Genomic DNA, 23,583 nt, shown 5'->3' with positions numbered 1-23,583 from the left:
CTGACAGTCGACTCTACCGGTTTCCGCTCACGACGCGGCGAGCGCTACCCGATCCGGTTTCCACTGCGCGGAAACAGAAACGCGCCCCCTGGGGCGCGTTTCTGCAGCGGTCGCGGCAACGAAGGCTTACGCCTTCCTTTCCGCTTCCAGCTGCTTGCGGATCTGCGCATCCACCGCGGCGATCGCGGTCATGTTCAGCACGCGGCGCGAGGTCGCGCTGGTGGTGAGGATGTGCACCGGCTTGTTCACGCCCATCAGGATCGGACCGATCGCCACGCCGTCGGTGAACACACGCACCAGGTTGTAGGCGATGTTGGCCGCTTCCAGGTTCGGCAGCACGAACAGGTTGGCACGGCCCTGCAGGGTCGAGCCCGGCAGCAGCTTCTGGCGCAGGGCTTCGTCCCACGCCGTGTCGCCCTGCATTTCGCCGTCCACGTTCAGACGCGGGTTGCGCTTGAGCAGCATCTCGCGCACCTGGCGCATCTTCAGCGCATCCTTCGAATCGTGGCTGCCAAAGTTGGAGTGCGACAGCAGCGCCACCTTCGGCTCGATGCCGAACAGCTTCATGCGGTAGGCGGCCTGCAGGGTCGCTTCGCACAGCTGCTCGGCGGTCGGGTCTTCCTGCACGTGGGTGTCCACGAAGAAGAACACGCCCTGCTGGTTGATCACGCCGGTCATGGCCGAAGTCGAGGTGACCTTGGATTCCAGCGGCAGCACGCTGCGCACGTAGCCCAGCTTCTTGTGGAAGCGGCCGACGATACCGGTCAGCATCGCATCGGCTTCGCCACGGGCAACCATCACGGCGGCGATCAGGGTCGGGCGCGAACGCATCAGGTTCTTCGCCGCAGCCACGGTCACGCCGCGGCGGCCGGTCAGGCCGTGGTAGTACTGCCAGTATTCGTTGAAGCGCGGGTCGTCATTGATGTTGGTGACTTCAATGTTCTCGCCGACCTTCAGGCGCAGGCCGAGACGCTCGATGCGCGATTCGATGACGTCCGGGCGGCCGATCAGGATCGGATGCGCCAGGCCTTCGTCGACCACGTTCTGCACGGCCTGCAGCACCACTTCTTCTTCGCCCTCGGCGTAGACCACGCGCTGCTTGTCGTTGCGCGCGCGGTCGTAGACCGGCTTCATCATCAGGCTGGTGCGGTAGACGAACTGGGCCAGCTTGTCGCGGTAGGCGCCCATGTCGGCGATCGGACGGGCGGCGACGCCCGAATCCATCGCGGCCTGGGCCACGGCGGCCGACAGCTCCACCAGCAGGCGGCGGTCGAACGGACGCGGGATCAGGTATTCACGGCCGAAGCTCGGGGTATCGCCGCCATAGGCCGAGCCCATGTCGGTGGCCGCACGGCGGGCCAGCGCGGCGATGGCGCGCACGCAGGCGATCTTCATTTCCTCGTTGATCGCAGTGGCGCCGACATCCAGCGCGCCGCGGAACAGGTACGGGAAGCACAGCACGTTGTTGACCTGGTTCGGATAGTCCGAACGGCCGGTGCCGATGATCGCGTCCGGACGGGCGGCGCGCGCCAGCTCCGGCATGATTTCCGGGGTCGGGTTGGCCAGGGCGAAGATCACCGGATCCGGCGCCATGGTCTTGACCATCTCGGCGGTCAGGATGCCCGGGGCCGACAGGCCCAGGAAGATGTCCGCGCCGTCGACGATCTCGGCCAGGGTGCGCTTGTCGGTGTCGCGCGCATAGCGCTGCTTTTCCGGGTCCAGGTCGGTCCGGCCGGTGTGGATGACACCCTCGCGGTCGAAGGCCAGGATGTTCTCCGGCTTCAGGCCCAGCTGCACCAGCATGTTCACGCAGGAAATACCGGCCGCGCCCATGCCCGTGGTCGCCAGCTTCACGTCTTCGATCTTCTTGCCGGTGATCGCCATGGCGTTGAGCACCGCTGCACCGACGATGATCGCCGTGCCGTGCTGGTCGTCATGGAACACCGGAATCTTCATGCGCTCGCGCAGCTTGCGCTCGACCACGAAGCATTCCGGGGCCTTGATGTCTTCCAGGTTGATGCCGCCGAAGGTCGGCTCCAGCGAGGCGATGATGTCGACCAGCTTGTCCGGGTCGGTCTCGTCCACTTCGATGTCGAACACATCGATGCCGGCGAACTTCTGGAACAGCACGCCCTTGCCTTCCATCACCGGCTTGCCGGCCAGTGCACCGATGTTGCCCAGGCCGAGCACCGCGGTGCCGTTGGAGATGACCGCCACCAGGTTGCCGCGCGCGGTCAGCTCGCTGGCCTGCTGCGGGTCGGCCTTGATCGCTTCACAGGCGTACGCAACGCCCGGCGAATACGCCAGCGACAGGTCGCGCTGGGTCAGCATGGGCTTGGTTGCAGAGACCTTGATCTTGCCCGGCGGGGACATCCGGTGGTAATCGAGGGCGGCCTGTTTGAAATCTTCGTTGGACATCGACGTGGATTAATGAATGGGCAAGGGGGACAGGGGATGATACCCCCGTTGGAGAGCCTGGACCTGTCGCTATCCTGTCGCAACCATGCTGCGACCGCACAATTCCGTGCCGTATGCGACCAGTCCAGGGACCAGCTTCGGCGTTGCCCATGACGGCCATGGGTCGCCTTGAAACGTCGCGGGGCCGCGTCACTCGCGTGACCGGCCCCGCGGTACCACACACCTGTGTCAGCCCTTGGCGGGCAGTGCCTCCGGCACGGCATCGACCGGCAGCGGCAGCTCGCTCTCGCGGCCGTCCAGCGCCAGCTTCAGGCGGTCACGGTCCAGCGCGCCTTCCCAGCGCGACACCACCACCGTAGCCACCGCATTGCCGATGAAGTTGGTCAGCGAGCGGCATTCGCTCATGAAGCGATCCACGCCCAGGATCAGCGCCATGCCGGCCACCGGCACTTCCGGCACCACGGCCAGGGTGGCGGCCAGGGTGATGAAGCCGGCACCGGTGACGCCGGCCGCGCCCTTGGAGCTGAGCATGGCGACCAGCAGCAGGGCGATCTGGTGGCCCAGGGTCAGTTCGGTGTTGGTGGCCTGGGCGATGAACAGCGCGGCCAGGGTCATGTAGATGTTGGTGCCGTCCAGGTTGAACGAGTAGCCGGTGGGGACCACCAGGCCGACCACCGACTTGCTGCAGCCGGCGCGTTCCATCTTCTCCATCAGCGACGGCAGCGCCGATTCCGAGGACGAGGTGCCCAGCACCAGCAGCAGCTCGGCCTTCAGGTAGCGGGCCAGCTTGAACACCGAGAACCCGCACAGGCGGCAGACCACGCCGAGGATGACGGCCACGAACAGGAAGGCGGTCAGGTAGAACGAACCCACCAGCCAGGCCAGGTTGATCAGCGAACCGACGCCGTACTTGCCGATGGTAAAGGCGATGGCACCGAAGGCACCGATCGGGGCGGCCTTCATCAGGATGTGCACCAGCTTGAACACCGGGGCGACCAGCGCCTCCAGGAAGTTCACGATCGGCTTGCCCTTCTCACCCACCGAAGCCAGCGCGATGCCGAACAGCACGGCCACGAACAGCACCTGCAGGATGTTGCCGTCGACGAAGGCGCTGATCAATGTCTTCGGGATGACGTCCATCAGGAAGCCGACCAGGGTCAGGTCATGCGACTTCTCGACGTAGCTGTGGACCGCGGTCTGGTCCAGCTCGGCCGGGTTGATGTTCATGCCCGCGCCGGGCTGCACGACGTGCGCCACGATCATGCCGACGATCAGGGCCAGGGTGGAGAAGAACAGGAAGTACGCCATCGCCTTGGCGAAGACGCGGCCCACCGTGCGCAGGTGGGTCATGCCGGAGATGCCGGTGACGATGGTCAGGAAGATCACAGGCGCGATGATCATCTTCACCAGGTTGATGAAGGCATCGCCCAGCGGCTTCATCTTCTCGCCGATCATCGGCTCGTAGTGGCCGAGGACGGCGCCCAGGATGATCGCCACGATCACCTGGAAATAAAGCTGGCGGTAGATCGGCAGCGGCTTGCTGGGCAGCGCCGGGGTGGTCGGGATGTGCATGGCGGACTCCGGAAGGGGAGAGTTCTGGCGCGAACGATCCCTGCTGCGCAGGGACCGCCTCCGTGGAACTGGCTGCAGGCCCGGCACGGCGTGCCTGGTGGTGCAACCAATGGACGCCTTTGTACGCGCAGGGCACGCCGCCGCAGATAACCTATTGGTACTAGCTCCCCGGTTCAGGTGGCTCGGGTGCCTACACTGGCGCCGCACCGCCTGTGCCGGGGACGGCCACCGGCCCGAACTGAACGACCGGGCGCTCCCCTGCGAAAGTTCCGGCCAGCGCGGCCGTTGTTGTCCTGTCCACACGCATTCCGAGAGAGAGAGCCGCACCCCATGCGCCCCATTCCGACCCTGCTGGCCCTGTCGCTGGCCGCCCTGCCCGCCTTCGCCTCCGCCGCCGATTTCGACAACTGGCCGACCAAGTACGCCTTCGGCGACGGAACCGAACTGGCCGCCACCGGCAACATCGCCTATGACTACAACGACTTCTCCTCTGGCAGCGGGATCGAAGACGATGACGCCGTGCGCCGCAGGGAGTTCGGCGCGACCCTGAAGAAGAAGGGGGTGTACGACGCGATGGTGTACTACGACTTCCAGTCCGATACCTGGCTGGACGTGTTCGTGCGCTTCGAGAGCAAGGCCTTCTTCGGCCGTGATGTCGGCCGCTTCCGCTTCGGCTACATGAAGACCCCGGTCGGCCTGGACGGCAACACCTCCTCGCGTGCCGGCAGTTTCCTGGAAACCGCCCTGCCCGTGCAGGCCTTCTACGCCGCCCGTCGCACCGGTGCCGAGTGGGTGCTGGAACGCCCGCAGTACCTGCTGCAGGCCGGCGCCTACGGTGGCAAGGACCTGCAGGGTGACAACCCGGGCACCATGCAGGCCGTGCGTGCGGTCTGGACCCCGGTGAAGGCACCGGGCGACGTGGTCCACCTGGGCCTGGCCTATTCGCAGGAAAACCCGCGCGGCTACCGCGACGGCCGCGACGTGCACCACGAAGCCAGCGCCCGCCTGCGTGCGCGCCCGGAAGCCGGCCTGACCGACATCCGGCTGGTCGACTCCGGCGCCCTGGTCACCGCCGACCAGATCCGCCGCACCGGCCTGGAAGGCATCTGGATCCGCGGCCCGTTCTCACTGCAGGGTGAAGCCCTGCAGGCCACGGTGACCCGCAAGGGCCTGCCCGACTACACCGGCAGCGGCCAGTACGCCATGGCCAGCTGGGTGCTGACCGGCGAATCGCGCCCGTACAGCGCTGGCGCGGTGGCCAACATCAAGCCGGCCCACAGCTACGGCGCGGTCGAGCTGCTGGCCCGCTACAGCCGCCTGGACCTGGACGATGGCAGCATCCTCGGCGGCCGCCAGCACGACCTGACCGTGGGCGCCAACTGGTACCTGACCAGCCACTTCAAGTTCCAGGCGAACTACGTGAAGGTCGATGCCAGCCGCCGTGGCGTGCACAGCACCCCGGAAATCTTCGAACTGCGCGCGCAGATGCACTTCTGATCCCTTCCACGGACCAGAAGCCGGCGGGCGTGCATGCCACGCCCGACGGCCCTGCGTAGACTGCGCCCATGTACTGGCTCAGCCGCCATCGGATGCTGTTGCTGACCATCGCGGTGATGGTTGGTGGCACCGTGCTGTGCGCGATCGCCGCCGGCCACTTCGCTTGGCGCAGCGCGCTGGCCGCCGAAAGCAACCAGGTGCAGCGCCAGCTGCAGCTGTACGGCCAGGGCCTGCAGCAGCGCATTGACCGCTTTGGCACCCTGCCGCAGGTGATGGCGCTCGACCCGGACCTGCTGCAGGCACTGCGCGCGCCACTGACACCCGCCGCAACGCAGCGCCTGAACCTCAAGCTGCAGCGCGCCAACCAGGTGACCCGCACCTCGACCCTCACCCTGGTCGGCCGCAATGGCGTGGCCGTGGCGGCCAGCAACTTCGACCAGCCCTCGACCAATGTCGGCGAGGACTACGCCTACCGCCCTTACTACCAGCAGGCGCTGGCGCATGGGCGTGGCCGCTTCTACGGCATCGGCATGACCACCGGCGTGCCGGGCTACTTCATGTCCGAGGCGATCGTCGATGGCGACGGCCAGCGCATCGGCGTGATCGTCATCAAGATCGAGCTGTCCGCACTGGAACAGGAATGGCTGGGCAGCCCCGACGTGGTGCTGGCCAGCGACAACCACGACGTCGTGTTCCTGGCCAACCGCGATGAATGGCGCTACCGCCTGCTGCGCCCGCTGGGGGCCGACGAGCGCCGCGAGATGCTCGACGCCCGCCAGTACGCCGACCGGTCGCTGCAGCCGCTGCGCGTGCGCACCGAGGACGTGCTGGCCGATGGCGGGCGCATGGTGCGCCTGCTCGATCCGGCACTGCCGCAGGCGATGCTGTGGCAGACACTGCCGCTGCCCGACGAGGACTGGAGCCTGCACCTGCTGCACGATGCCGGCGGTGCCTCCAGCGCGGGCCGCGCCGCCGCCATGGCCGGTGCCGCCGTGTGGCTGGCACTGGGCTTCCTGACGCTGTTCGTACAGCAGCGCCGGCGCCTGTCGCGGCACCGCCAGCGCAGCCGCAGCGAGCTGGAAACCCTGCTCAAGCAGCACGCGCAGGAACTGCGCACCGCCCAGGACGGCCTGCTGCAGGCCGCCACCGATGCCGACAGCGGGCTCAGCCGCAGCCTCGAGCACCTGCCGCAGGGCGTGGTCATCATCGACCGCGAACTGCGCCTGGTGGCGTGGAATTCGCGCTATATCGAACTGTTCCGCTTCCCGCAGGGGCTGGTGCGGGTGGGCCGGCCGATCGAGGAGCTGTTCCGCTTCAACGCCCGCCGCGGTCTGCTCGGTCCCGGGCCGATCGACGATGCCATCGAGCGCCGCCTGAACCACCTGCGCAGCGGCCGCCCGCACATGCGCGAAAGCGAGAAGGATGACGGCACGGTGCTGGAGATCCGCGGCAATCCCCTGCCCGACGGCGGCTTCGTCACCAGCTATGCAGACATCACCAGCTACAAGAACGCCGCGCGCGAACTGCGCTCACTGGCCGATGCGCTGGAACACCGCGTGGCCGAACGCACCCATGACCTGGACGAAGCGCGCCGCGAGGCCGTGCAGGCCAACCGCTACAAGACCCGCTTCGTTGCCTCGGCGGTGCACGACCTGCTGCAGCCGCTGAATGCCGCGCGCATGTTCGTTTCGGTGCTGCGCGCGCGGCTGAGTGGTGAGGCGCGCGAACTGAGCGAGCACGTCGATGCCGCACTGGCCGCGCAGGACGCCATCCTCAACAGCCTGCTGGACATATCGCGACTGGAATCGGGCTCCCTGCAGACCCGGGTGCGCGCCTTCGCGCTGTCGCCGCTGCTGGAAACCCTGGCCCGCGAGTTCGGCATCGCCGCGCAGAGCCGTGGCCTGCAGCTGGACTGGGTCGATACCCGCGCGGTGGTGGTCAGCGATGAGGCCCTGCTGCGCCGCATCCTGCAGAACTTCCTGTCCAATGCGCTGCGCTACACCCCGCGCGGGCGCGTGCTGATCGGTTGCCGGCGCGTGGGCGACCAGCTGCGCATCGAAGTGCACGACCAGGGCCCAGGCATTCCGGAAAGCCTGCAAGGCGAGATCTTCGAGGAATTCCGCCGCCTGAACGACGGCGTCGAACAGGAACGCGGCGCCGGCCTGGGCCTGGCCATCGTCGAGCGCATCGGCCGCCTGCTCGGCCATCGCATCAGCCTGCGCTCCACCCTGGGCAAGGGCAGCATGTTCGCGGTGAGCGTGGCGCTGGGGCACGCCGACGATGTGGCCGCGCCGGCACCGCCGCCCGTGCTGGCGGCCGAACCGTCCGACGACAGCCCGCTGCGCCAGTGCCGGGTGTGGAGCATCGACGATGACCCGCGCGTGTGCGCGGCAACCCGCGCCCTGCTGGAGCGCTGGGGCTGCAACGTGGAACTGGCCGATGGCCCACAAGGCGCGCTGGAGATCGCCAGCGCACTGAACGTGCCGCAGTTGCTGCTGCTGGACGTGCGCATGGGGCAATGGCACGGGCCGGATCTGTACGAGGCGCTGTGCACGCTGTGGCAGGCGCGGCCGCCGGTGATCCTGGTGACCGCCGAGCGCGATGACGCGCTGAAGGCGCACGCCGCCGAGCAGGGCTGGGGCATTGTGGCCAAGCCGGTGAAGCCACCCGCGCTGCGGGCGCTGATGACGCAGATGCTGTTGCGGCATCGGGGGTAGAGTCGAGCTTGCTCGACTGCATTGCTCCGCTCGTTGTAGCGCCGAGCCCACGCTCGGCTGCATTGCCTACAATCGCCCCCTACCCGTGCAAGGATCGCTGAGCATGCAGAAGTCCCCGAAGGTGAAAATTCCCGCGGATATCTTTGAAGCAGCCTGGAACGCCAACGCAGCCGCCACCGCAGCCTTCCTCGCGGCCGGTGCGGACGTACACGCGGTGGATGCCTTTGGGTTCACGGCGCTGGAAAGGGCCGCATCCAGCCAGGACTGTGCGCCGATGGAACACACCCTTGCCACCCTGCGCCTGCTGATCGATGCCGGCAGCCCGTTGGAGCACATCGGCGCGGGCGGACGCACAGCGCTGTACCTGGCAGCAGAGTTCTCGCCGGAAGGGCCCGAGGCGGTGCAGCTGCTGATCGATGCCGGTGCACAGCCCGATGTGTGTGACGCACATGGCAACCACATCGTGGAAAACGCATGGTCACCGCAGGTGAAGACCTTGCTTTCCGCGCTGACCGGCCACGCCATTCCCGCGGTCGTGGTGCGCAAGCCGGACCGGAAGATGTCCGCTGCTGCGTGGAAACTGGCACGGGTCAGGATCGATGCGGCATTTGCAGTGCTGGAAGCAGCAGGCATCGTTGCCACTGGTGGGTGCGGCGATACACCAGGCGACGCTGCCGATGACACCAATGAACTTTTCTGGCAGCGCGGCGGCACAGGCGCAGGCCTCAAAGGGTTCTGCTTCTATTCCGGCGATGACATGAAGCGCGCCAGGCGCACCAGTGATCTGTCCATTGGCTTCTGGGGCCCGCCCGACAGCGGCGCCATGGAGCAGATCGGCCAGGCCATCGTCGACGCCTTCGCCAGCGTGGGACTGCCTGCCGAGTGGGATGGCACGGAGCGCATGCGTCCGTGCATCGATCTGCGTTCGATCAGCGCCTGACAGGGATCAGCCGAGCGTGGGCTCGGCTCTACACCCGGGGACCCTGCAGCGGCAGGTCCAGTTCGGGCTGGGCCAAAGCCCAGTCGAGGTCGTATTCCATCTGGAACTCCCATTTCCGCAGCTGTGCGGGTGCGGCGAGCAGCTGCTGACCGTCACTCGCCGTTTCGGAATCATGCAATAGAGCCTGCAACAAAAGATGCTCCAAGCATCCAGCAGGAAGCTCCACGCGATCTCATCGGCGATGCGCTCATCTACATATAAGCGCGTTGAGGAGCTCCAACCAAGTGCACTCTAGAACCTGACATGAGCTAACTCTGGCCGTAGCCGCATTGCAGCCCTGCCTGCCGGACGACATCAGAAGCTCTGCCTAGCACACGACACATGCAGCAAAGGCTCAGGAAGGCCGCGCCTCAAGCGCCCTCTCCTCGGGACGCAAGCGCTCGACCAGCGCCTTTTAGGAATAGTTTCAAATATAGAACTACCGTGACACACCACACGGTATTGCCCCTGAGACAGAATCAGACTTCACCTACTGATCGAAACTTATATAAATCAGATAATTCACACGCAGGCACTCCATTAATCACAAAGGGGCAATAAAATGAAATATCAGACAGCTAGCGGGCTCGTTGTTGCAGCAGCCATGTCAATTGCAGCAGGCGATGTTAAGGCAGCAAGCGAAACCGTTTTTAACGGGGTCAGATACAGGTGCACAAACACATGCGTCGTCAATGTAGACACAGCGGGAAACTGGAGAGTCACCGACTGCTGCGGAGGACGAGTCAACACTGTCATCAACCCGACTCGGCCACCGGACTGCAATCAAAATCCGTACGAATGTTCAATGTAAAAAAACAAAACTCCAAACAAAGGAATAGTCATGACTGCGCCGCCATTATTCTTGCAATCGCAAAATTCCATCAAACTTCTTTTAGCAATTTTACTCTCAGCATCGCTAGCAAGCTGCTCGGATGACCACAAGGCCACTTCAGACTCAACAGCCTTAGAAAAATCAGCGCATCCTGACGTCAATTCGAATAATACAAAAGAAGAGATCGCGAGAAAAAAAGGCAATTCGCGCACAGCTGACAGGCTCTCTTCAACACAAGCTCATGGCATCCAAACAAAATCAGCGCAACACCTTCCTAGCGAATCCGGCTTCATATTCAACCAAGGAATCTCCAGCCAGGAAGCTCAGGACCTATTGCAATCAAACCACAGCATGTCGAGCGCAATATCGAAAATCACCCAGGAAGCTGCTTCCAGCCCAGAAGCACAGGATCTGGCGGAGCACTACCGTGCATCGTTGACGCGTGCAATCGGAAAAGACGGAATTCTTGAGCAGCTATCGTGCGGCCTTAGCATCTGTATTGGCATGGCGCGCACGCAAAGCGAAGATCAGCATGAGGCTTGGAACAACCGGCTCGCCGCAGACCGATCCTCCCCCATGTACAGCTACGTCGAGTCACTTGAAAACGTCGGAGGAACATATGAGAACAGATTCATATTTTCCACCGACCCATCGATAAATTCAATAAGCGGAAACTGAACGACTAGTTCAAAAAAACAATACCCAGTAGAGCAGCAGAGAAATTAGAGGCGGAACATGAACCGAGGCAAATCCATATTTGTCCAGATACCCAGCTACAGAGACCCTCAACTTCTACCCACTCTACTGGACATGATAGAGACAGCATCATTTCCCGGCCTGTTGCACATCTCCATATGCTGGCAGCACGGGACTGAGGAAGGCACTTCGGGATTAGCATCCGTTGGCCTTGAATACAGAGAGACTGAAGTGGGCGGAATCTACCCAGTCCATATCTATCATAAAAATGGCGCAACCATTGATGTGATCGACGTTCATTACTCGCACTCAAAGGGGTGTGGCTGGGCTAGACATCTGGCTCAGAGCCGATATCGCGGCGAAACCTACAATCTGCAGATCGATTCACACCACCGGTTTTCAGATCAGTGGGATGTAAAGATGGGAGACCTCCTTGAGTTACTTCGATCACGCACCCCGAAGCCACTCATAACCGGACACCCTCCTGATTTCAACCCAGCCACCTACCCTCTCGACCGCCAAGAGTACACCAGCGGAATTGTCTTCGACTGCTTTTCTCCGACCGGCGTTGTCAAGCTTAGATCAATCCGCCTCCCACCCCGACCCGAAGGAAGCGTCGCATTCAGAGCTAAATTCATCGCAGGCGGGTTCATCTTCTCCGACGGTACTTTTGTCAGCGATGTCATGAGCGATCCTGATCAATTTTTCTGTACAGAAGAAATATCGCTGTCACTCAGAGCATTCACACACGGCTATGATTTCTTCCACCCCTACGAAACCATGCTATGGCATCAGTACCATAACCTTGCTCAGAAAGTGTGGGACGACCATAGCGAAGCCCAGGTTTCCGAAGGGGTACTTGAGAAGTCTGCACGGAGCCGATCACTTGCAGCGCTGCAGAAGACTCTAACCTTGCTTGAAATTTCCCTAGATCCAACCCCTAACGATCCAGGAAAATTTGGCTTGGGGTCGATCCGCACCCTACCTGAGTACGAGAGATACGTCGGACTGAGCTTCCGCAATCGCGCGGTGCAACCTGACTCTCTGACCCCACACGAGCCGGACGCATCCCTATCACTACTGGACAGAATCGATTGGGAGCTGCGGTTGATCTATTTCCGGACTGTACGTATCAGCGTCCATCTAGCCAGCGACCATCATCGACATCCGACCTCAGTACTCGTCTCATGCCACTCGGCAGACGGATCCGTACACTCCATGCGTGAGCTGTCAATTCAGGAGTTAAAAACGCTCTCAGCGGATGGACATCTACAATACGACCAAGATCTCAGACTATGGAGGCACCAACTCCCCATCAGCTATGCGATACATGCCCGTAGCAGCGAATCCGCGAGTGATCCGCATCTTTCGATATCAGCCGAAGAGATTGCCGCGTGAGCGAAGCGACACTTGTCACTGGTGGCGCGGGATACATAGGGTGCCACGTAGTCCATCAGCTGCTAGACCGAAATTTTACGGTTGTCGTCCTGGATGACTTAAGCACTGGCAAAGCGAAACGAGTTGAGAATGCCCACCTCGTCATCGGCAGCATCTCAGATCACACCCTCGTCAAGAGCATCCTCTCTGAATTTGCCATTGGAACAGTTGTGCACATGGCGGCAAGAACTGACGCCACAGGCTCGAAACTAGATCCTCTTCACTACTATTCGGAAAATACAGCGGGAACTCTCAACCTTCTGTCATGCTGCAAGGATTGCGGGGTATCGAAATTCGTTTTCACGTCAACTGCCGCTGTGTATGGCTCTGCTTGTGACCAGACTCCTGTGGGCGAGCTTCATTCGAAGAGACCCGCAAATCCCTATGGGATGTCAAAGCTCATCGCCGAGCAGATCCTACTGGACGTGTCATTTGCAACGGGCCTCAGGTACGTATCGCTAAGGTGCTTTAACGTAGCGGGCGCCACCATGTCGGGGCATTTCTTCAGGCCCGCGAAGGATGCTAAGAATCTAGTCATGGCGGCATGCCGGGTCGCAAATGAAAGGCAAGGTTCAGTCACCATATTCGGCACGGATTTCCGAACACCTGACGGCACAGGAATTCGCGACTACGTTCATGTCGATGACATCGCAGCAGCTCACCTGAGAGCAATCGATCACTTGAACCGTGGAGGCAGTTCATTGATCCTCAACTGCGGCTCCGAAAGAGGCTACTCTGTTCGGGAAGTGCTACATGCAGTAGAGCAAATTTCTGGCGCTAGAGTTCCAGTTCTTGAGGCAGAGCAGCGCAGTGGCGATGTGTCTGTCCTAGTAGCAGACTCGTCCAGCGCTCGCAGAGAGCTATCTTGGTCGCCGCGCAACGACGGACTAGATTCCATTGTTCGAAGCGCATTGCGCTCGGAGCAAGCTTAGTTTGACCAATCCACCGTTCAGTCAACAGCCCATTTTCAACGTTCCAACCCAGCGCCGGCGTCGCCTTCCGGCTCCAGCGCCTTCACCAGCACTGCCGCCTGGGTGCGGCTGTGGCACTCGAGCTTCTTCAGGATGGCGGTCACGTGCACCTTCACCGTGTTCTCTGCCAAGCCCAGTTCGTAGGCGATCTGCTTGTTGAGCAGGCCATCGGCCAGGCACAGCAGCACGCGGAACTGCTGCGGGGTGAGCTGGGCCAGGCGCGCGGCCAGCAGGGCGTCGGACTCGCTGCGCTCCGGCGCCATCGCCGGGAACCACAGGCTGCCGTCGAGCACGGCCTGCACCGCCTGGCCGATGGTCTCGGCCGGGGCGGACTTGGGGATGAAACCGGCGGCGCCGAACTGCTGCGCGCGGCGGATCACCCGCGGGTGGTCGTTGGAGGAAAGGATCACCACCGGGATATCCGGATGCGAGCCGCGCACGTGCAGCAGCGCGGAAAAACCGTGCGCACCGGGCATGGTCAGGTCAAGCAGCACCAGGTCCACCTCGGGCTGGGCGTCGAGGGCTTCGGCCAGGGCATCGGCGCTGGCCACCTCGCGCACCTGCGCCAGCGGCAGGCTCTGCCGCAGCGACTGCACCACCGCCGAACGCAGCAGCGGGTGGTCATCGGCGATCAGGATGGTGTATTCGCTCATGGGGCCATTGTACGTGCAGGCCGGTGCGGTCAGCGCCCGGCCGGCTCCACGCTGCTGCGCCAGGCATCGAGGAACTGCCGTCGCTTCAGCGCGTCCAGGTACACCAGCAGGCCCGGGCCGAGCTGGATAGGGCGGCGGCTGCGTCCCGGCGCGTCGTCGCTGCGCGCGTTGCCGGTGACGATCGGCATCAGCCGTGCCTCGCGCGAGAGCACCTGCTGGCCACGCGGCGACAGCAGGTAATCAAGGAAGCGGCGCGCTTCTTCCGGGTGCGGCCCGGTACGCGGGATCACCGCCGTGCGCAGCACCACCAGGGTGTAGTCCTCCGGCTCGATGATGGCCAGCGGCGCACCGCCATCGATGCGTGCCTGGGCATACGAACCCAGCACGTTGTAGACCAGCGACAGCTCGCCGCTGGCGACCTTGTCCAGCAGCACGCCAGTGCGCCCCTCGCGCAGCACCGCGTTGTCGCCCAGCGCGCCCAGCAGCGCACCGGCGATGCTGCCACGCTGCGCGTCCTGGGTGGCCAGCAGGTAGCCCACGCTGCTGCGCTCGATATCGTAGGTGCCGACCCTGCCGCCCAGCGGCGTGCCTTCGGCGCGCAGCAGGTCCAGCAGCTGGCGCCGCGTATGCGGGGCCTTGGCGGCAGGCAGGCGCCGGGTGTTGTAGACCATCACCACCGGCTCGTAGCTGATGCCGAATGCCTCGCTGCGCCACTGCGCCCAGGCCGGCAGCGCGGCGGTCTGCGCCGAGCGGTGCGGCAGCGCGTGGCCGTCGTTCACCAGCTTGGTCTGCAGGTCCATGCCGCTGGAAATCAGCAAGTCCGGCGAATCCGGCCCGGCGCGATCGTGCAGGTAACGCGCGTACAGATCCTGGGTGATGATGTCCTCGTACACCACTTCGGTGCCGGGGTGCAGGCGCTGGTAATCGGCGATGACCACCGCGAACACCTCGATGTCGGTGCTGCCGTGGATGCGCAGCTGCGCGGTGGCCGGGCCCTGCGCGGCAAAGCGGCGCACGTCGCCGGGCGCGGCCAGCACCGGCAGCGCCAGCAGCAGGGCGAAGGCGGTGGCGAACAGGCGGATCATGAACTGCTCCGGGGCAGGCGGATGGTGGCGACCAGGCCGCCCTGCGGACGGTTGCTCAGGTCGATGTGGCCGCCGTGGCTGTCGACCACGCGCTTGACGATGGCCAGGCCCAGGCCGGCGCCACCGGCCGGTGCGCCCTCGCCACGGGCGAAGCGCTCGAACACGCGTCCGGCATCGGCGGCGGCAATGCCGGCGCCGTGGTCGGCGATAGTCAGCACCGCCTGCCCGCCTTCCACGGTCAGCGCGATCTGCAGCGGGCCGTCACCGCCGTACTTCAGCGCGTTGTCGACCAGGTTCTTGATCGCTTCGCGCAGCAGCAGTGCATCGCCATGCACCTGCACCGGCTCGGCGGTCATCGCCAGCTGCACGCGCGGCGCAGGACCGGCCTGCGGCAGTGCTTCGTGCAGGGCCTGGTGCACGGTCTCGGCCAGGTCCACGGCAGCGAAACGCTGCAGGTTGGAACGGTGGATCACGCTGGCATCGCTGAGCAGCTGGTTGAGCAGGCGACTCATGTGGGTGGCATTGCGCTCGATGGCCTGCAGGCTGCGCCGCATGTCGTCCGGGTCGTCGTCATCCAGTGCCAGCTGCGCCTGCGCGCGCAGTGCGGCCAGCGGCGTGCGCATCTGGTGCGCGGCCTCGGCCATGAACGCACGCAGCGTCTCGTTGCTGCTGGACAGGCGTTCCATGAAGCGGTTCAGCGCCGCGACCATCTGGTCCATCTCGCGCGGCACGCGTGCATCCAGCGGCTTCAGGTCGGACGGCTCGCGCCGTGACAGCTCGCGCTCCACCCGCACCAGCGGCCGGAAGGCACGGTGCACGCCGAAGGCCACCAGCGCGAGCAGCAGCAGCGACAGCACGCCGATGGCCAGCAGCGCGCGGTTGACCATGTCCTGCGCCAACGCCTCGCGCGCCCGGCGGGTCTGCCCCACCTGCACCTGCACTTCGCCCTGCGCGGACGCGGCGGCGAAACTGCGGCTGACCACCACGAAGCGCACGGTCTCGCCACTGTAGGACGCATCGAACAGCTGCGGCTGCGTGCCCGGCCGACGCGGTGGCGCGGGCAGGTCGCCATAGCCGGTGATGAGGTTGCCGCGGCTGTCGGCCACCCGATAGAACACGCGGTCCTCCGCCGCCATCGCCAGCAGATCCAGCGCGGCGTACGGCAGGTCCACCTGCCATTGGCCATCGACCAGCGCCACCGAATCGGCGATGGACAGGGCCGATGACACCAGCAGGTGGTCGTAGGAACGGTTGGCGGCGCGCTGGCCGTAGTCGCGCGCGGCAAACAGCAGGGCCACCGCGAACACTGCCAGCAGCGTGCCCAGGTACAGCAGCAGGGTGCGCCGCAGCGAACCCGGCGCAGACGCCGCGCTGCGGGCCTCAGCCATCGCCATCGCTGCCGCCGTCGCCGGCTTCTTCCAGCAGGTAGCCGACACCCCGCACGGTGGTGATGCGCAGCGGTGCACCGGCCAGCTTCTTTCTCAGGCGGCCGATGTACAGCTCGATGGCATTCGGACCGGCTTCGTCGTCGAAGCCGAACAACCCGTTGCCGATCTCGTCCTTGCCCACCACCTGGCCGAGGCGGCCGACCAGGATTTCCAGCAGGCGGTATTCGCGGTTGGGCAGTTCGATCGGCTCGCCGTCCACGCTGACGCGGTGCGCGGCGTTGTCGAACTGGAAGCCACCAATCTGCACCACTTCGCTGGCCTGGCCGCGTGCACGCCGCAGCAGCACGCGGCAGCGCGCCTCGAATTCGCGGAAGTCGAAGGGTTTGCCGAGGTAATCATCGGCGCCGACGTCCAGTGCCTGCACGCGGTCTTCGATGCCATCGCGCGCGGTCAGCATCAGCACCGGCGTGCTGTCGCCGCGCTCGCGCATGCCGGCCAGCACGCGCAGGCCATCCAGCTTGGGCAGGCCGATGTCCAGCACCACCAGGTCGAAGCTCTGGTAACGCAGCACGCTGGCGGCGGCCAGGCCGTCGGCCTGCCAGTCCACCGCGTGGCCGCTGCGGCGCATGCGGCGGATGATGGCATCGGCCAGATCCGGATTGTCTTCGACCAGCAGCAGGCGCATCGGCGGGCAACAGAGGGACGCAGGGAGAAGCGAATGCTACCGCGTGCAGCGCGGTGGCGTGTGGCGGGCAACCCGCCGGGCATGGCCCGGCGCTACCGGGGGCGCGGCGTCGACATGCTTCGCCGGGCACGGCCCGGCGCTACCGGGGGCGCGGCGTCGACATGCTTCGCCGGGCACGGCCCGGCGCTACCCGGGATCGCGGCGTCGACATGCTTCGCCGGGCACGGCCCGGCGCTACCGGGGGCGCGGCGTCGGCATGCTTCGCCGGGCACGGCCCGGCGCTACCGGGGGCGCGGCGTCGACATGCTTCGCCGGGCACGGCCCGGCGCTACCGGGGATCGCGGCGTCGACGCGCTTCGCCGGGCATGGCCCGGCGCTACCGGAGGGCCCGGCGCCGACGCATTCCGGGATGACCACGCGGTGGTAGCGCCGGGCCACGCCCGGCGAGCGCAGCGGCCGCTTTACGCTGCACCGCACAAACCGCTGACAGGACGATGACAGCTAACGCAACACAGACTGCGGCCGCGCACCATCCGGTGCCCACGATTGCCGCGCGCCCGGCGCGCACCTGGGAGGGTTTGTGGAACTGAAGTTTGCCTGGCAGCGCCCCGCCGCCATGATGGCCCTGGCTGCGCTGGCCGCGCCGGCCTTTGCTGAAGACGATCGGCCAGTCACTGCGACCGTCGGCGGCCGCCTGCACCTGGATTTCGCCACGTTCGACAACGACGACCGCGGCACCCCGAACAAGGACGACACCGAGATCCGCCGCGCCTGGTTGGACGTGTCAGGCAAGTTCTTCATGGTCGATTACAAGGCCGAGGCGGACTTTTCCGGTGACCACGTCGAGGCCAAGGATGTCTACCTCAGCCGCAGCTTCGGCAACGCCGGCAAGCTGACGGTCGGCCAGTTCAAGCAGTATTTCTCGCTGGATGACCGCACCAGCTCCAACTACGGCAGCTTCCTGGAGCGCGGCAACGCCGGCACCACGCTGGCGCCACTGTACCGCCTGGGTGCGTCCTGGCAGGCCAATCCGGGTGATTTCACCTGGGCCGCCAGCCTCTACAGCCTGGAGAGCATCGATGCCTGGCAGGTGAAGGGTCGCGCCGCCGGTGGCCGCGTCACCTGGTCACCCTCGCCCAGCGACGGCGACGTGCTGCACTTCGGCCTGTCGCTGGCCCATGAGGCCTACGACAACCCCGGCAGCAACGACACCCCGGGCCTGAAGATCCGCCCGCGCCCGGCCGGCCACCTGTCCGACGAAAGCCGCCTGACCCTGGTCGACTTCTCCGCCGGCCGCGATACCGACGTCAACAAGTGGTCGCTGGAATACGCGCAGGTGCGCGGCCCACTGTCCTGGCAGGGCGAGTTCAGCGGCGCCACCTTCGATGACGGCGTCCAGCGCGGCGACGTGATGGCCGCCTACGGCATGCTCAGTTGGTTCGTCACTGGCGAAAGCAAGGCCTACGACCGCAGGACCGGCCGCTTCGCGCGGGTCAAGGACATCCGCCACAAGGCCGGTGCCTTCGAAGTGGCGCTGCGCTACGACCAGATGTGGGGCGCGCAGCACCTTGATGGCGCACCGGACCTGCGCCGCGGCAGCACCGCCGCCTGGACGCTGGGCGGCAACTGGTACCTGCGCGACAACCTGCGCTTCATGCTCGACGTAATCCAGAGCCGCAACCGCGACCGCCTGGCCGGGGTGACGCTGGACCGCACCCGCGCGGTCACCGGCCGCCTGCAGTTCGACTTCTGAGCCACGCACTCCCTCCCCTCTCCCCCTTCAACCGCAGTACGCAAGGAGTCCGCAGATGATGCTGAGCATCCTCGGCTTTGGCATGGTCATTACGTTCATGTACTTGATCATGAGCAAACGACTGTCGCCGCTGGTCGCCCTGATCACCATCCCGATCGTCTTCGCCCTGCTCGGCGGATTTGGCGCCAACATCGACGAGATGATGCTGGAAGGCATCAAGAAGATCGCGCCGACCGGCGTGATGCTGATGTTCGCCATCCTCTACTTCGGCGTGATGATCGATGCGGGCCTGTTCGACCCGCTGGTACGCATCATCCTGCGCTTCGTCAAGGGCGATCCGATGAAGATCGTGCTCGGCACCGCGGTGCTGGCGATGCTGATCTCGCTCGACGGCGATGGCTCGACCACCTACATGATCACCGTCTCGGCGATGCTGCCGCTGTACCAGCGCCTGGGCATGAACGCGCTGAACATGACCTGTGTGACCATCCTCGCCGGCGGTGTGATGAACCTGACCCCATGGGGCGGCCCGACCGCACGCGCGGCCACCGCGCTGCACGTGGACCCGGCCGATGTGTTCGTGCCGCTGATCCCGTCGATGGTGATCGCCTGCGCCGGCGTGCTGCTGCTGGCCTGGTACCTGGGCATGAAGGAACGTCGCCGCCTCGGCGTGGTCACCCTGCCGCAGGGTGGCAGCTGGATGGACAACAGCGTGTCCGATGACAACAACGCACTGCCGTCGGTGGAAGACGCCGAGGACGTCAAGCGTCCGAAGCTGCTGTGGGTGAACCTGGCACTGACCCTGGCCCTGATGGGTGCACTGATCGCGGGCGTGCTGCCGATGCCGGTGCTGTTCATGGTCGGCTTCGCCATCGCCCTGGTCATCAACTACCCGAACCTGGCCGAACAGCGCCGCCGCGTGGTCAACCACGCCGGCAACGTGCTGTCGGTGGTCGCGTTGATTTTCGCTGCGGGTATCTTCACCGGCATCCTCAACAACACCGGCATGGTCGAGGCGATGTCGCACAGCTTCCTGGCGATCATCCCGGAATCGTGGGGCCCGTACCTGGCCGTCATCACCGCCGTCGCGTCGATGCCGTTCACCTTCTTCATGTCCAACGATGCCTTCTACTTCGGCGTGCTGCCGATCCTGTCCGAGGCCGCCGGCAACTACGGCATCACCCCGGTGGAAATGGCGCGCGCGTCGCTGGCCGGGCAGCCGGTGCACCTGCTCAGCCCGCTGGTGCCGTCCACCTACCTGCTGGTGGGCCTGGCCAAGGTCGAATTCGCCGACCACCAGAAGTTCACCCTGAAGTGGGCGATCGCCATCTCGCTGCTGTTGATGGTCGGCGGCCTGCTGTTCGGCCTGTATCCCTTCGCATCCTGATCCGGACACCAAGGAGCCTTCTGCAATGACGCTTCGAATCGCTTACGTCACCAGCGGCATGGGCAGTGTCGGCACTGCCATCTGCCAGAGCCTGGCCCGTTCCGGCCACACCGTGGTCGCCGGCTGCGCACCGAACTCGCCACGCAAGGCCAACTGGCTGCGCCAACAGCGCGAACAGGGCTTCGATTTCATCGCCTCCGAAGGCAACGCCACTGACTGGGCCTCGACCTCGGCGGCCTTCGCCAAAGTACGTGCCGAGGTGGGCGAGGTGGACGTGCTGGTCAACAACTCCGGCGGCAGCCGCGACCTGCTGTTCCGGCAGATGACGGTGGAGGATTGGAATGCGGTGATCGCCTCGAACCTCAACGCACTGTTCAACCTGACCAAGCAGGTGGTCGACGGCATGGCCACGCGTGGCTGGGGCCGCATCGTCAACATCGGTTCGGTCAGCGCGCACAAGGGCCAGATCGGCCAGGTGAACTACGCGACAGCGAAGGCGGCGATGCACGGTTTCAGCCGTGCGCTGGCGGCCGAAGTCGCCTCGCGCGGCGTCACCGTGAACACCTTGTCGCCCGGCTACATCGCCAGCCAAGCGATCAGCAGCTTCCCGCCTGACGTGCTGGACAGGTTGGCTGCCTCGGTACCGGTGCGCCGCCTGGGCCGGCCGGAAGAAGTGGCCGGCCTGGTGGCCTGGTTGGCTTCGGATGAAGCGTCGTATGTGACCGGTGCGGATTACCCGGTGAATGGTGGGTTGTATATGGGTTGAGGCACATCGGGGTCAGCGCCCTTTCGCGCGCGAAAGGGCGCTGACCCCTGCCCATCAGAACTCCGCCGCCACCGTCATGAACACCTGGCGCGGCGCGCTGGCATGGATGGCGTAACGCGTGCCGTTCGGATCGGTCGGTGCGAACGAACTCAGCTGGCCCGCATACCGCTTGTTGGTCAGGTTGGTCGCGTTCAACGACACGCGTATGTTGTGCAGGCCCATGCCCGGGCCGAAGTCATAACCGGCGCCCGCATCGAAGGTGGTCACGCCCGGCACCGACTGGTCGTTGGTGTAGGTGTAATAGCGCTTGCCGGTGTACTTGGCACGCAGGCTGGCGAAGAAGCCATCGCGGTTCCAGCTGATTTCGCTGGACGCCATGCGCTGCGGCGTGTCCACGGTGATCTTGCCGGCCACCGGCACGATTCCGCCTCCCGAGGTGTAGTTGTCCTCATAGGTGGTCCTGTTCCAGGACAGCGCGTTGTACCACTGCAGGCCGTCGATCGGCTTGAGGATGAAGGTCAGTTCCGCCCCGTGGCTCTTCACCGAACCCACGTTGATGAAGCGGGTGACGCACTCCGGGCGCGTGCCGACTTCGATGCTCGAACACGGGTTGAGTGACAGCAAGCGGTTGTCGAACGTCACGTTGTACGCGGCGATGGACGCCTGGTACTTCTCACCGAAGGTGCGGAAGCCGGCTTCCAGGCTCTTCGACTTTTCCGGTTCCAGCCCGGCACTGGCTGCGAACGATTCCGGCGAGACCTGCAGCGGGCCACCGCTGCCGCCGCCGACGAAGGCGGCGATGTTCTCGGCATACGAAGCGAACAGCTCGTTGTTGGCAGTGAGCTTGAAGCCCACGCCGACCTGCGGCAGCACCGATTCCTTGGCGGTCAGCGTGCCCGAAGCGATGCTGGTTTCCACACCGCCCTTGGCGGTGGCGCGCATGCGCGTGTTCGGGCTCTTCAGACCCACGTCCACGGTCAGGCGCTGGTCGAGGAAGCGCATGCGGTCCTGCACGTAGAACTGCTGCGTGCGGATGTCGAAGTCCTGGTTGAACAGCAGGCGGTCGGGGTTCTGCAGGTACAGATCGTCCAGGAACGGCCCGCTGATGTAGTAGAAATTGCGCGACACGTTATGGTCGTTCTGCTCGTACCACAGGCCGGCTTCCAGCTCGTGGATGCCTACCGTCCACGACAGCGCGGTGGTCAGGCCATCGCGGTTGATCGTGTAGTTGGTGCTGCGGATCGAGATCGGCAGCATGCGGTCGGTGCCCGGGTAGGACGGCTGGCCCGGCGCCCACCAGTGGCCCTGGCCACGGTTGTCGTGGTGGTAGGCCATCAGCTTCAGGCGGCCCTGCTCGCCCAGACGCAGGTCGGCATCGACCGAGTACAGGTTGTCATCGCGCAGCGCGCGGCTCTGGTAGTAGGCATCGTCGATGCTGTTGACGCCGCCACTGAACTGGCACTTGGCCGGATCACGCGTACCGGGCGCACAATAGGCGGCGGCCACGGCGCGGTCCCAGTCCGGTGCGTAGATGTTCCAGTCCCAGCCCAGGCCGCGGTCCAGCATGTCCTTAGACAGGTACGCATAGTTGGCCTGGCTGGCGCGCGAGGTGGCGGCGAACGCACCGAAGCGATGGTCGCCGACGTTCCACACGGCCTTGGCGTTGAACTGGCGCGTGGTCTGGTTCTGGTAAGGCGCGGCCCACATGTCCTGGTCCTGGTGCACGCCGGAGACATAGGCCGAGAAGCCGTTGATGTCGCCGGTATCCACGCGCAGGTAGCCGCGGCGCTGGTTGTTGTCACCGACGGTGACGCTGGCACGGCCGCCGAATTCAGTGGACGGGTCCATCGAGAAGTACTGGATGGTGCCGCCGAGGTTGCTGGTGGACGCCACGCCCAGCGAACCGATGCCCTGCGACAGTTCGGCGCCGGCGAGGTTCTCGGCGATCAGCGCGCGGGCGATGCTCAGGCCGTTGTAATTGCCGTAGCTGTTGTCGCCCAGCGGAATGCCATCGAGCGTGTAGCCGAGACGGCTCTTGTCGAAGCCGCGCAGGCTGATGGTCTGCGATTCTTCGTTGGCGCCGAAGGCATCGTTGGACTGCACCGACACGCCGGGCAGGCGGTCGAGGATCTTCTGGCCACTGCTGCCCGGCGGCAGCACCTGCTTGTCGACGGCGGTGATGCGCTGCACCTGGCGGGTCTCGCCCTGACCGATCACCGAGACGGCGTCCAGTGTCTGCGCGCTGAGTGCGGCGTCGGCGGTGGCATCGGTGGTTTCAGCGGCATGCGCGCTGGCGGCGGAAAGCGCGATCGCCACGGCGATCGTGAGGTGTCGGGTCTGCATGTGGATCCATTGCATGGGGGGAGTCCGCCGCGACTCGGCACGGCGCGCCGCCACTATGCGAGTGGAAGATGAAAGGTTGTTTACGAAGTGGCGCGGGTGCTGCGGGCAGTGACGCGCGTCTCGTTAGTGGGGTTCTGTCGGCAGGGCTGCGCCCTGCACCCGCTCGATGCAACGTCAACATCAACGTCAACGGCAAGAGCGGCTATCCGTGTGATGGCGGGGTGGGCCCGGTTGCGGGGGACGCTGCAAGTACGTCCATGTAAGCTCGGTCGCCGCATCCATGCGGCTCACGCCCCCGCAACCGGACCCACCCCGCCTTCGACAGTTTCCTGCGAGCTGTTGAAACCCGCTGTTGTTGGAGCCTGCTGCTGATGGTGGGTGACGACCGTTGGTCGGCACAGGGT

Annotated in this window: 17 protein-coding genes; 9 read left to right on the top strand and 8 right to left on the bottom strand. The window is 65.0% G+C overall.

The features are described 5' to 3' along the window. Nucleotides 1–126 precede the first annotated feature (126 nt). Nucleotides 127–2,418, bottom strand: a complete 2,292-nt coding sequence (locus FJU31_RS01610; RefSeq protein WP_150453216.1) for an NADP-dependent malic enzyme — start codon at nt 2,416–2,418, stop codon at nt 127–129. Nucleotides 2,419–2,646: 228 nt separating this feature from the next. After that, nucleotides 2,647–3,990, bottom strand: coding sequence for a dicarboxylate/amino acid:cation symporter (locus FJU31_RS01605; RefSeq protein WP_150453215.1), 1,344 nt, complete (start codon nt 3,988–3,990; stop codon nt 2,647–2,649). Between the two features lie 330 nt (nt 3,991–4,320). On the opposite strand from FJU31_RS01605, the gene FJU31_RS01600 reads away from it, so the two are divergent. The 3 genes from FJU31_RS01600 to FJU31_RS01590 all read left to right on the top strand — a co-directional run bounded on the left by FJU31_RS01600 (nt 4,321) and on the right by FJU31_RS01590 (nt 9,144). Next, a complete protein-coding gene (locus tag FJU31_RS01600; RefSeq protein WP_150453214.1) occupies nt 4,321–5,487 on the top strand; it encodes an OprO/OprP family phosphate-selective porin in 1,167 nt (388 codons plus the stop codon). 68 nt (nt 5,488–5,555) lie between these two features. After that, nucleotides 5,556–8,204 (top strand): hybrid sensor histidine kinase/response regulator, encoded by a 2,649-nt coding sequence (locus tag FJU31_RS01595; RefSeq protein WP_150453213.1) that lies wholly within the window; start codon nt 5,556–5,558, stop codon nt 8,202–8,204. An 85-nt stretch (nt 8,205–8,289) separates the two neighbouring features. Continuing rightward, nucleotides 8,290–9,144, top strand: coding sequence for an ankyrin repeat domain-containing protein (locus tag FJU31_RS01590; protein ID WP_223176394.1), 855 nt, complete (start codon nt 8,290–8,292; stop codon nt 9,142–9,144). Between the two features lie 28 nt (nt 9,145–9,172). Here the strand turns inward: FJU31_RS01590 and FJU31_RS01585 are convergent, their stop codons facing one another. After that, a complete protein-coding gene (locus tag FJU31_RS01585; RefSeq protein ID WP_150453212.1) occupies nt 9,173–9,370 on the bottom strand; it encodes a hypothetical protein in 198 nt (65 codons plus the stop codon). A gap of 654 nt (nt 9,371–10,024) precedes the next feature. Here FJU31_RS01585 and FJU31_RS01580 point away from each other — a divergent pair. Genes FJU31_RS01580 through galE form a run of 3 tightly spaced genes read left to right on the top strand, consistent with a single transcriptional unit; the run spans nt 10,025 to nt 13,080 of the window. Further along, the gene (locus tag FJU31_RS01580) at nt 10,025–10,693 is read left to right on the top strand and encodes a hypothetical protein (protein ID WP_150453211.1); all 669 of its coding nucleotides are present in this window, start codon (nt 10,025–10,027) and stop codon (nt 10,691–10,693) included. A gap of 57 nt (nt 10,694–10,750) precedes the next feature. Continuing rightward, nucleotides 10,751–12,109 (top strand): GlcNAc-transferase family protein, encoded by a 1,359-nt coding sequence (locus FJU31_RS01575; protein WP_150453210.1) that lies wholly within the window; start codon nt 10,751–10,753, stop codon nt 12,107–12,109. Next, nucleotides 12,106–13,080, top strand: coding sequence for a UDP-glucose 4-epimerase GalE (gene galE, locus FJU31_RS01570; protein ID WP_150453209.1), 975 nt, complete (start codon nt 12,106–12,108; stop codon nt 13,078–13,080). The genes FJU31_RS01575 and galE overlap by 4 nt, the downstream gene beginning before the upstream one ends. Nucleotides 13,081–13,115: 35 nt before the next feature. Here the strand turns inward: galE and FJU31_RS01565 are convergent, their stop codons facing one another. Genes FJU31_RS01565 through FJU31_RS01550 form a run of 4 tightly spaced genes read right to left on the bottom strand, consistent with a single transcriptional unit; the run spans nt 13,116 to nt 16,930 of the window. Beyond that, on the bottom strand, nt 13,116–13,772 hold the full coding sequence (locus FJU31_RS01565) for a response regulator (RefSeq protein WP_150453208.1): 657 nt from the start codon (nt 13,770–13,772) through the stop codon (nt 13,116–13,118). Between the two features lie 29 nt (nt 13,773–13,801). Beyond that, on the bottom strand, nt 13,802–14,857 hold the full coding sequence (locus tag FJU31_RS01560) for an ABC transporter substrate-binding protein (RefSeq protein ID WP_150453207.1): 1,056 nt from the start codon (nt 14,855–14,857) through the stop codon (nt 13,802–13,804). Further along, nucleotides 14,854–16,245 (bottom strand): sensor histidine kinase, encoded by a 1,392-nt coding sequence (locus FJU31_RS01555; RefSeq protein WP_150453206.1) that lies wholly within the window; start codon nt 16,243–16,245, stop codon nt 14,854–14,856. Before FJU31_RS01555 ends, FJU31_RS01560 begins: the two co-directional genes overlap by 4 nt. Beyond that, nucleotides 16,238–16,930 (bottom strand): response regulator transcription factor, encoded by a 693-nt coding sequence (locus FJU31_RS01550; protein WP_150453205.1) that lies wholly within the window; start codon nt 16,928–16,930, stop codon nt 16,238–16,240. The genes FJU31_RS01555 and FJU31_RS01550 overlap by 8 nt, the downstream gene beginning before the upstream one ends. Before the next feature lie 616 nt (nt 16,931–17,546). On the opposite strand from FJU31_RS01550, the gene FJU31_RS01545 reads away from it, so the two are divergent. The 3 genes from FJU31_RS01545 to phbB are packed head-to-tail and all read left to right on the top strand — an operon-like array spanning nt 17,547 to nt 20,836. Further along, nucleotides 17,547–18,683: an OprO/OprP family phosphate-selective porin gene (locus FJU31_RS01545; RefSeq protein ID WP_150453265.1), complete on the top strand. Its 1,137-nt coding sequence runs from the start codon at nt 17,547–17,549 to the stop codon at nt 18,681–18,683. 58 nt (nt 18,684–18,741) lie between these two features. Beyond that, nucleotides 18,742–20,070, top strand: coding sequence for a CitMHS family transporter (locus tag FJU31_RS01540; protein ID WP_150453264.1), 1,329 nt, complete (start codon nt 18,742–18,744; stop codon nt 20,068–20,070). A 25-nt stretch (nt 20,071–20,095) separates the two neighbouring features. Next, nucleotides 20,096–20,836, top strand: coding sequence for an acetoacetyl-CoA reductase (gene phbB, locus FJU31_RS01535; protein WP_150453204.1), 741 nt, complete (start codon nt 20,096–20,098; stop codon nt 20,834–20,836). Between the two features lie 54 nt (nt 20,837–20,890). On the opposite strand, the gene FJU31_RS01530 is transcribed toward phbB, so the two are convergent. Next, the gene (locus FJU31_RS01530) at nt 20,891–23,179 is read right to left on the bottom strand and encodes a TonB-dependent receptor (RefSeq protein ID WP_150453203.1); all 2,289 of its coding nucleotides are present in this window, start codon (nt 23,177–23,179) and stop codon (nt 20,891–20,893) included. Between the last annotated feature and the right edge of the window lie 404 nt (nt 23,180–23,583).

The sequence above is a fragment of the Stenotrophomonas cyclobalanopsidis genome, from assembly GCF_008710035.1.
GTDB lineage: Bacteria > Pseudomonadota > Gammaproteobacteria > Xanthomonadales > Xanthomonadaceae > Stenotrophomonas > Stenotrophomonas cyclobalanopsidis.
This window is presented reverse-complemented; position numbering and strand designations above follow the sequence as displayed.

Coding starts and splice junctions, on each gene's coding strand:
- FJU31_RS01610 (WP_150453216.1), bottom strand. CDS start 2,418: ATGTCCAACGAAGATTTCAAACAGGCCGCCCTCGATTACCACCGGATG.
- FJU31_RS01605 (WP_150453215.1), bottom strand. CDS start 3,990: ATGCACATCCCGACCACCCCGGCGCTGCCCAGCAAGCCGCTGCCGATC.
- FJU31_RS01600 (WP_150453214.1), top strand. CDS start 4,321: ATGCGCCCCATTCCGACCCTGCTGGCCCTGTCGCTGGCCGCCCTGCCC.
- FJU31_RS01595 (WP_150453213.1), top strand. CDS start 5,556: ATGTACTGGCTCAGCCGCCATCGGATGCTGTTGCTGACCATCGCGGTG.
- FJU31_RS01580 (WP_150453211.1), top strand. CDS start 10,025: ATGACTGCGCCGCCATTATTCTTGCAATCGCAAAATTCCATCAAACTT.
- FJU31_RS01575 (WP_150453210.1), top strand. CDS start 10,751: ATGAACCGAGGCAAATCCATATTTGTCCAGATACCCAGCTACAGAGAC.
- FJU31_RS01565 (WP_150453208.1), bottom strand. CDS start 13,772: ATGAGCGAATACACCATCCTGATCGCCGATGACCACCCGCTGCTGCGT.
- FJU31_RS01560 (WP_150453207.1), bottom strand. CDS start 14,857: ATGATCCGCCTGTTCGCCACCGCCTTCGCCCTGCTGCTGGCGCTGCCG.
- FJU31_RS01555 (WP_150453206.1), bottom strand. CDS start 16,245: ATGGCTGAGGCCCGCAGCGCGGCGTCTGCGCCGGGTTCGCTGCGGCGC.
- FJU31_RS01550 (WP_150453205.1), bottom strand. CDS start 16,930: ATGCGCCTGCTGCTGGTCGAAGACAATCCGGATCTGGCCGATGCCATC.
- FJU31_RS01545 (WP_150453265.1), top strand. CDS start 17,547: ATGATGGCCCTGGCTGCGCTGGCCGCGCCGGCCTTTGCTGAAGACGAT.
- FJU31_RS01540 (WP_150453264.1), top strand. CDS start 18,742: ATGCTGAGCATCCTCGGCTTTGGCATGGTCATTACGTTCATGTACTTG.
- phbB (WP_150453204.1), top strand. CDS start 20,096: ATGACGCTTCGAATCGCTTACGTCACCAGCGGCATGGGCAGTGTCGGC.
- FJU31_RS01530 (WP_150453203.1), bottom strand. CDS start 23,179: ATGCAGACCCGACACCTCACGATCGCCGTGGCGATCGCGCTTTCCGCC.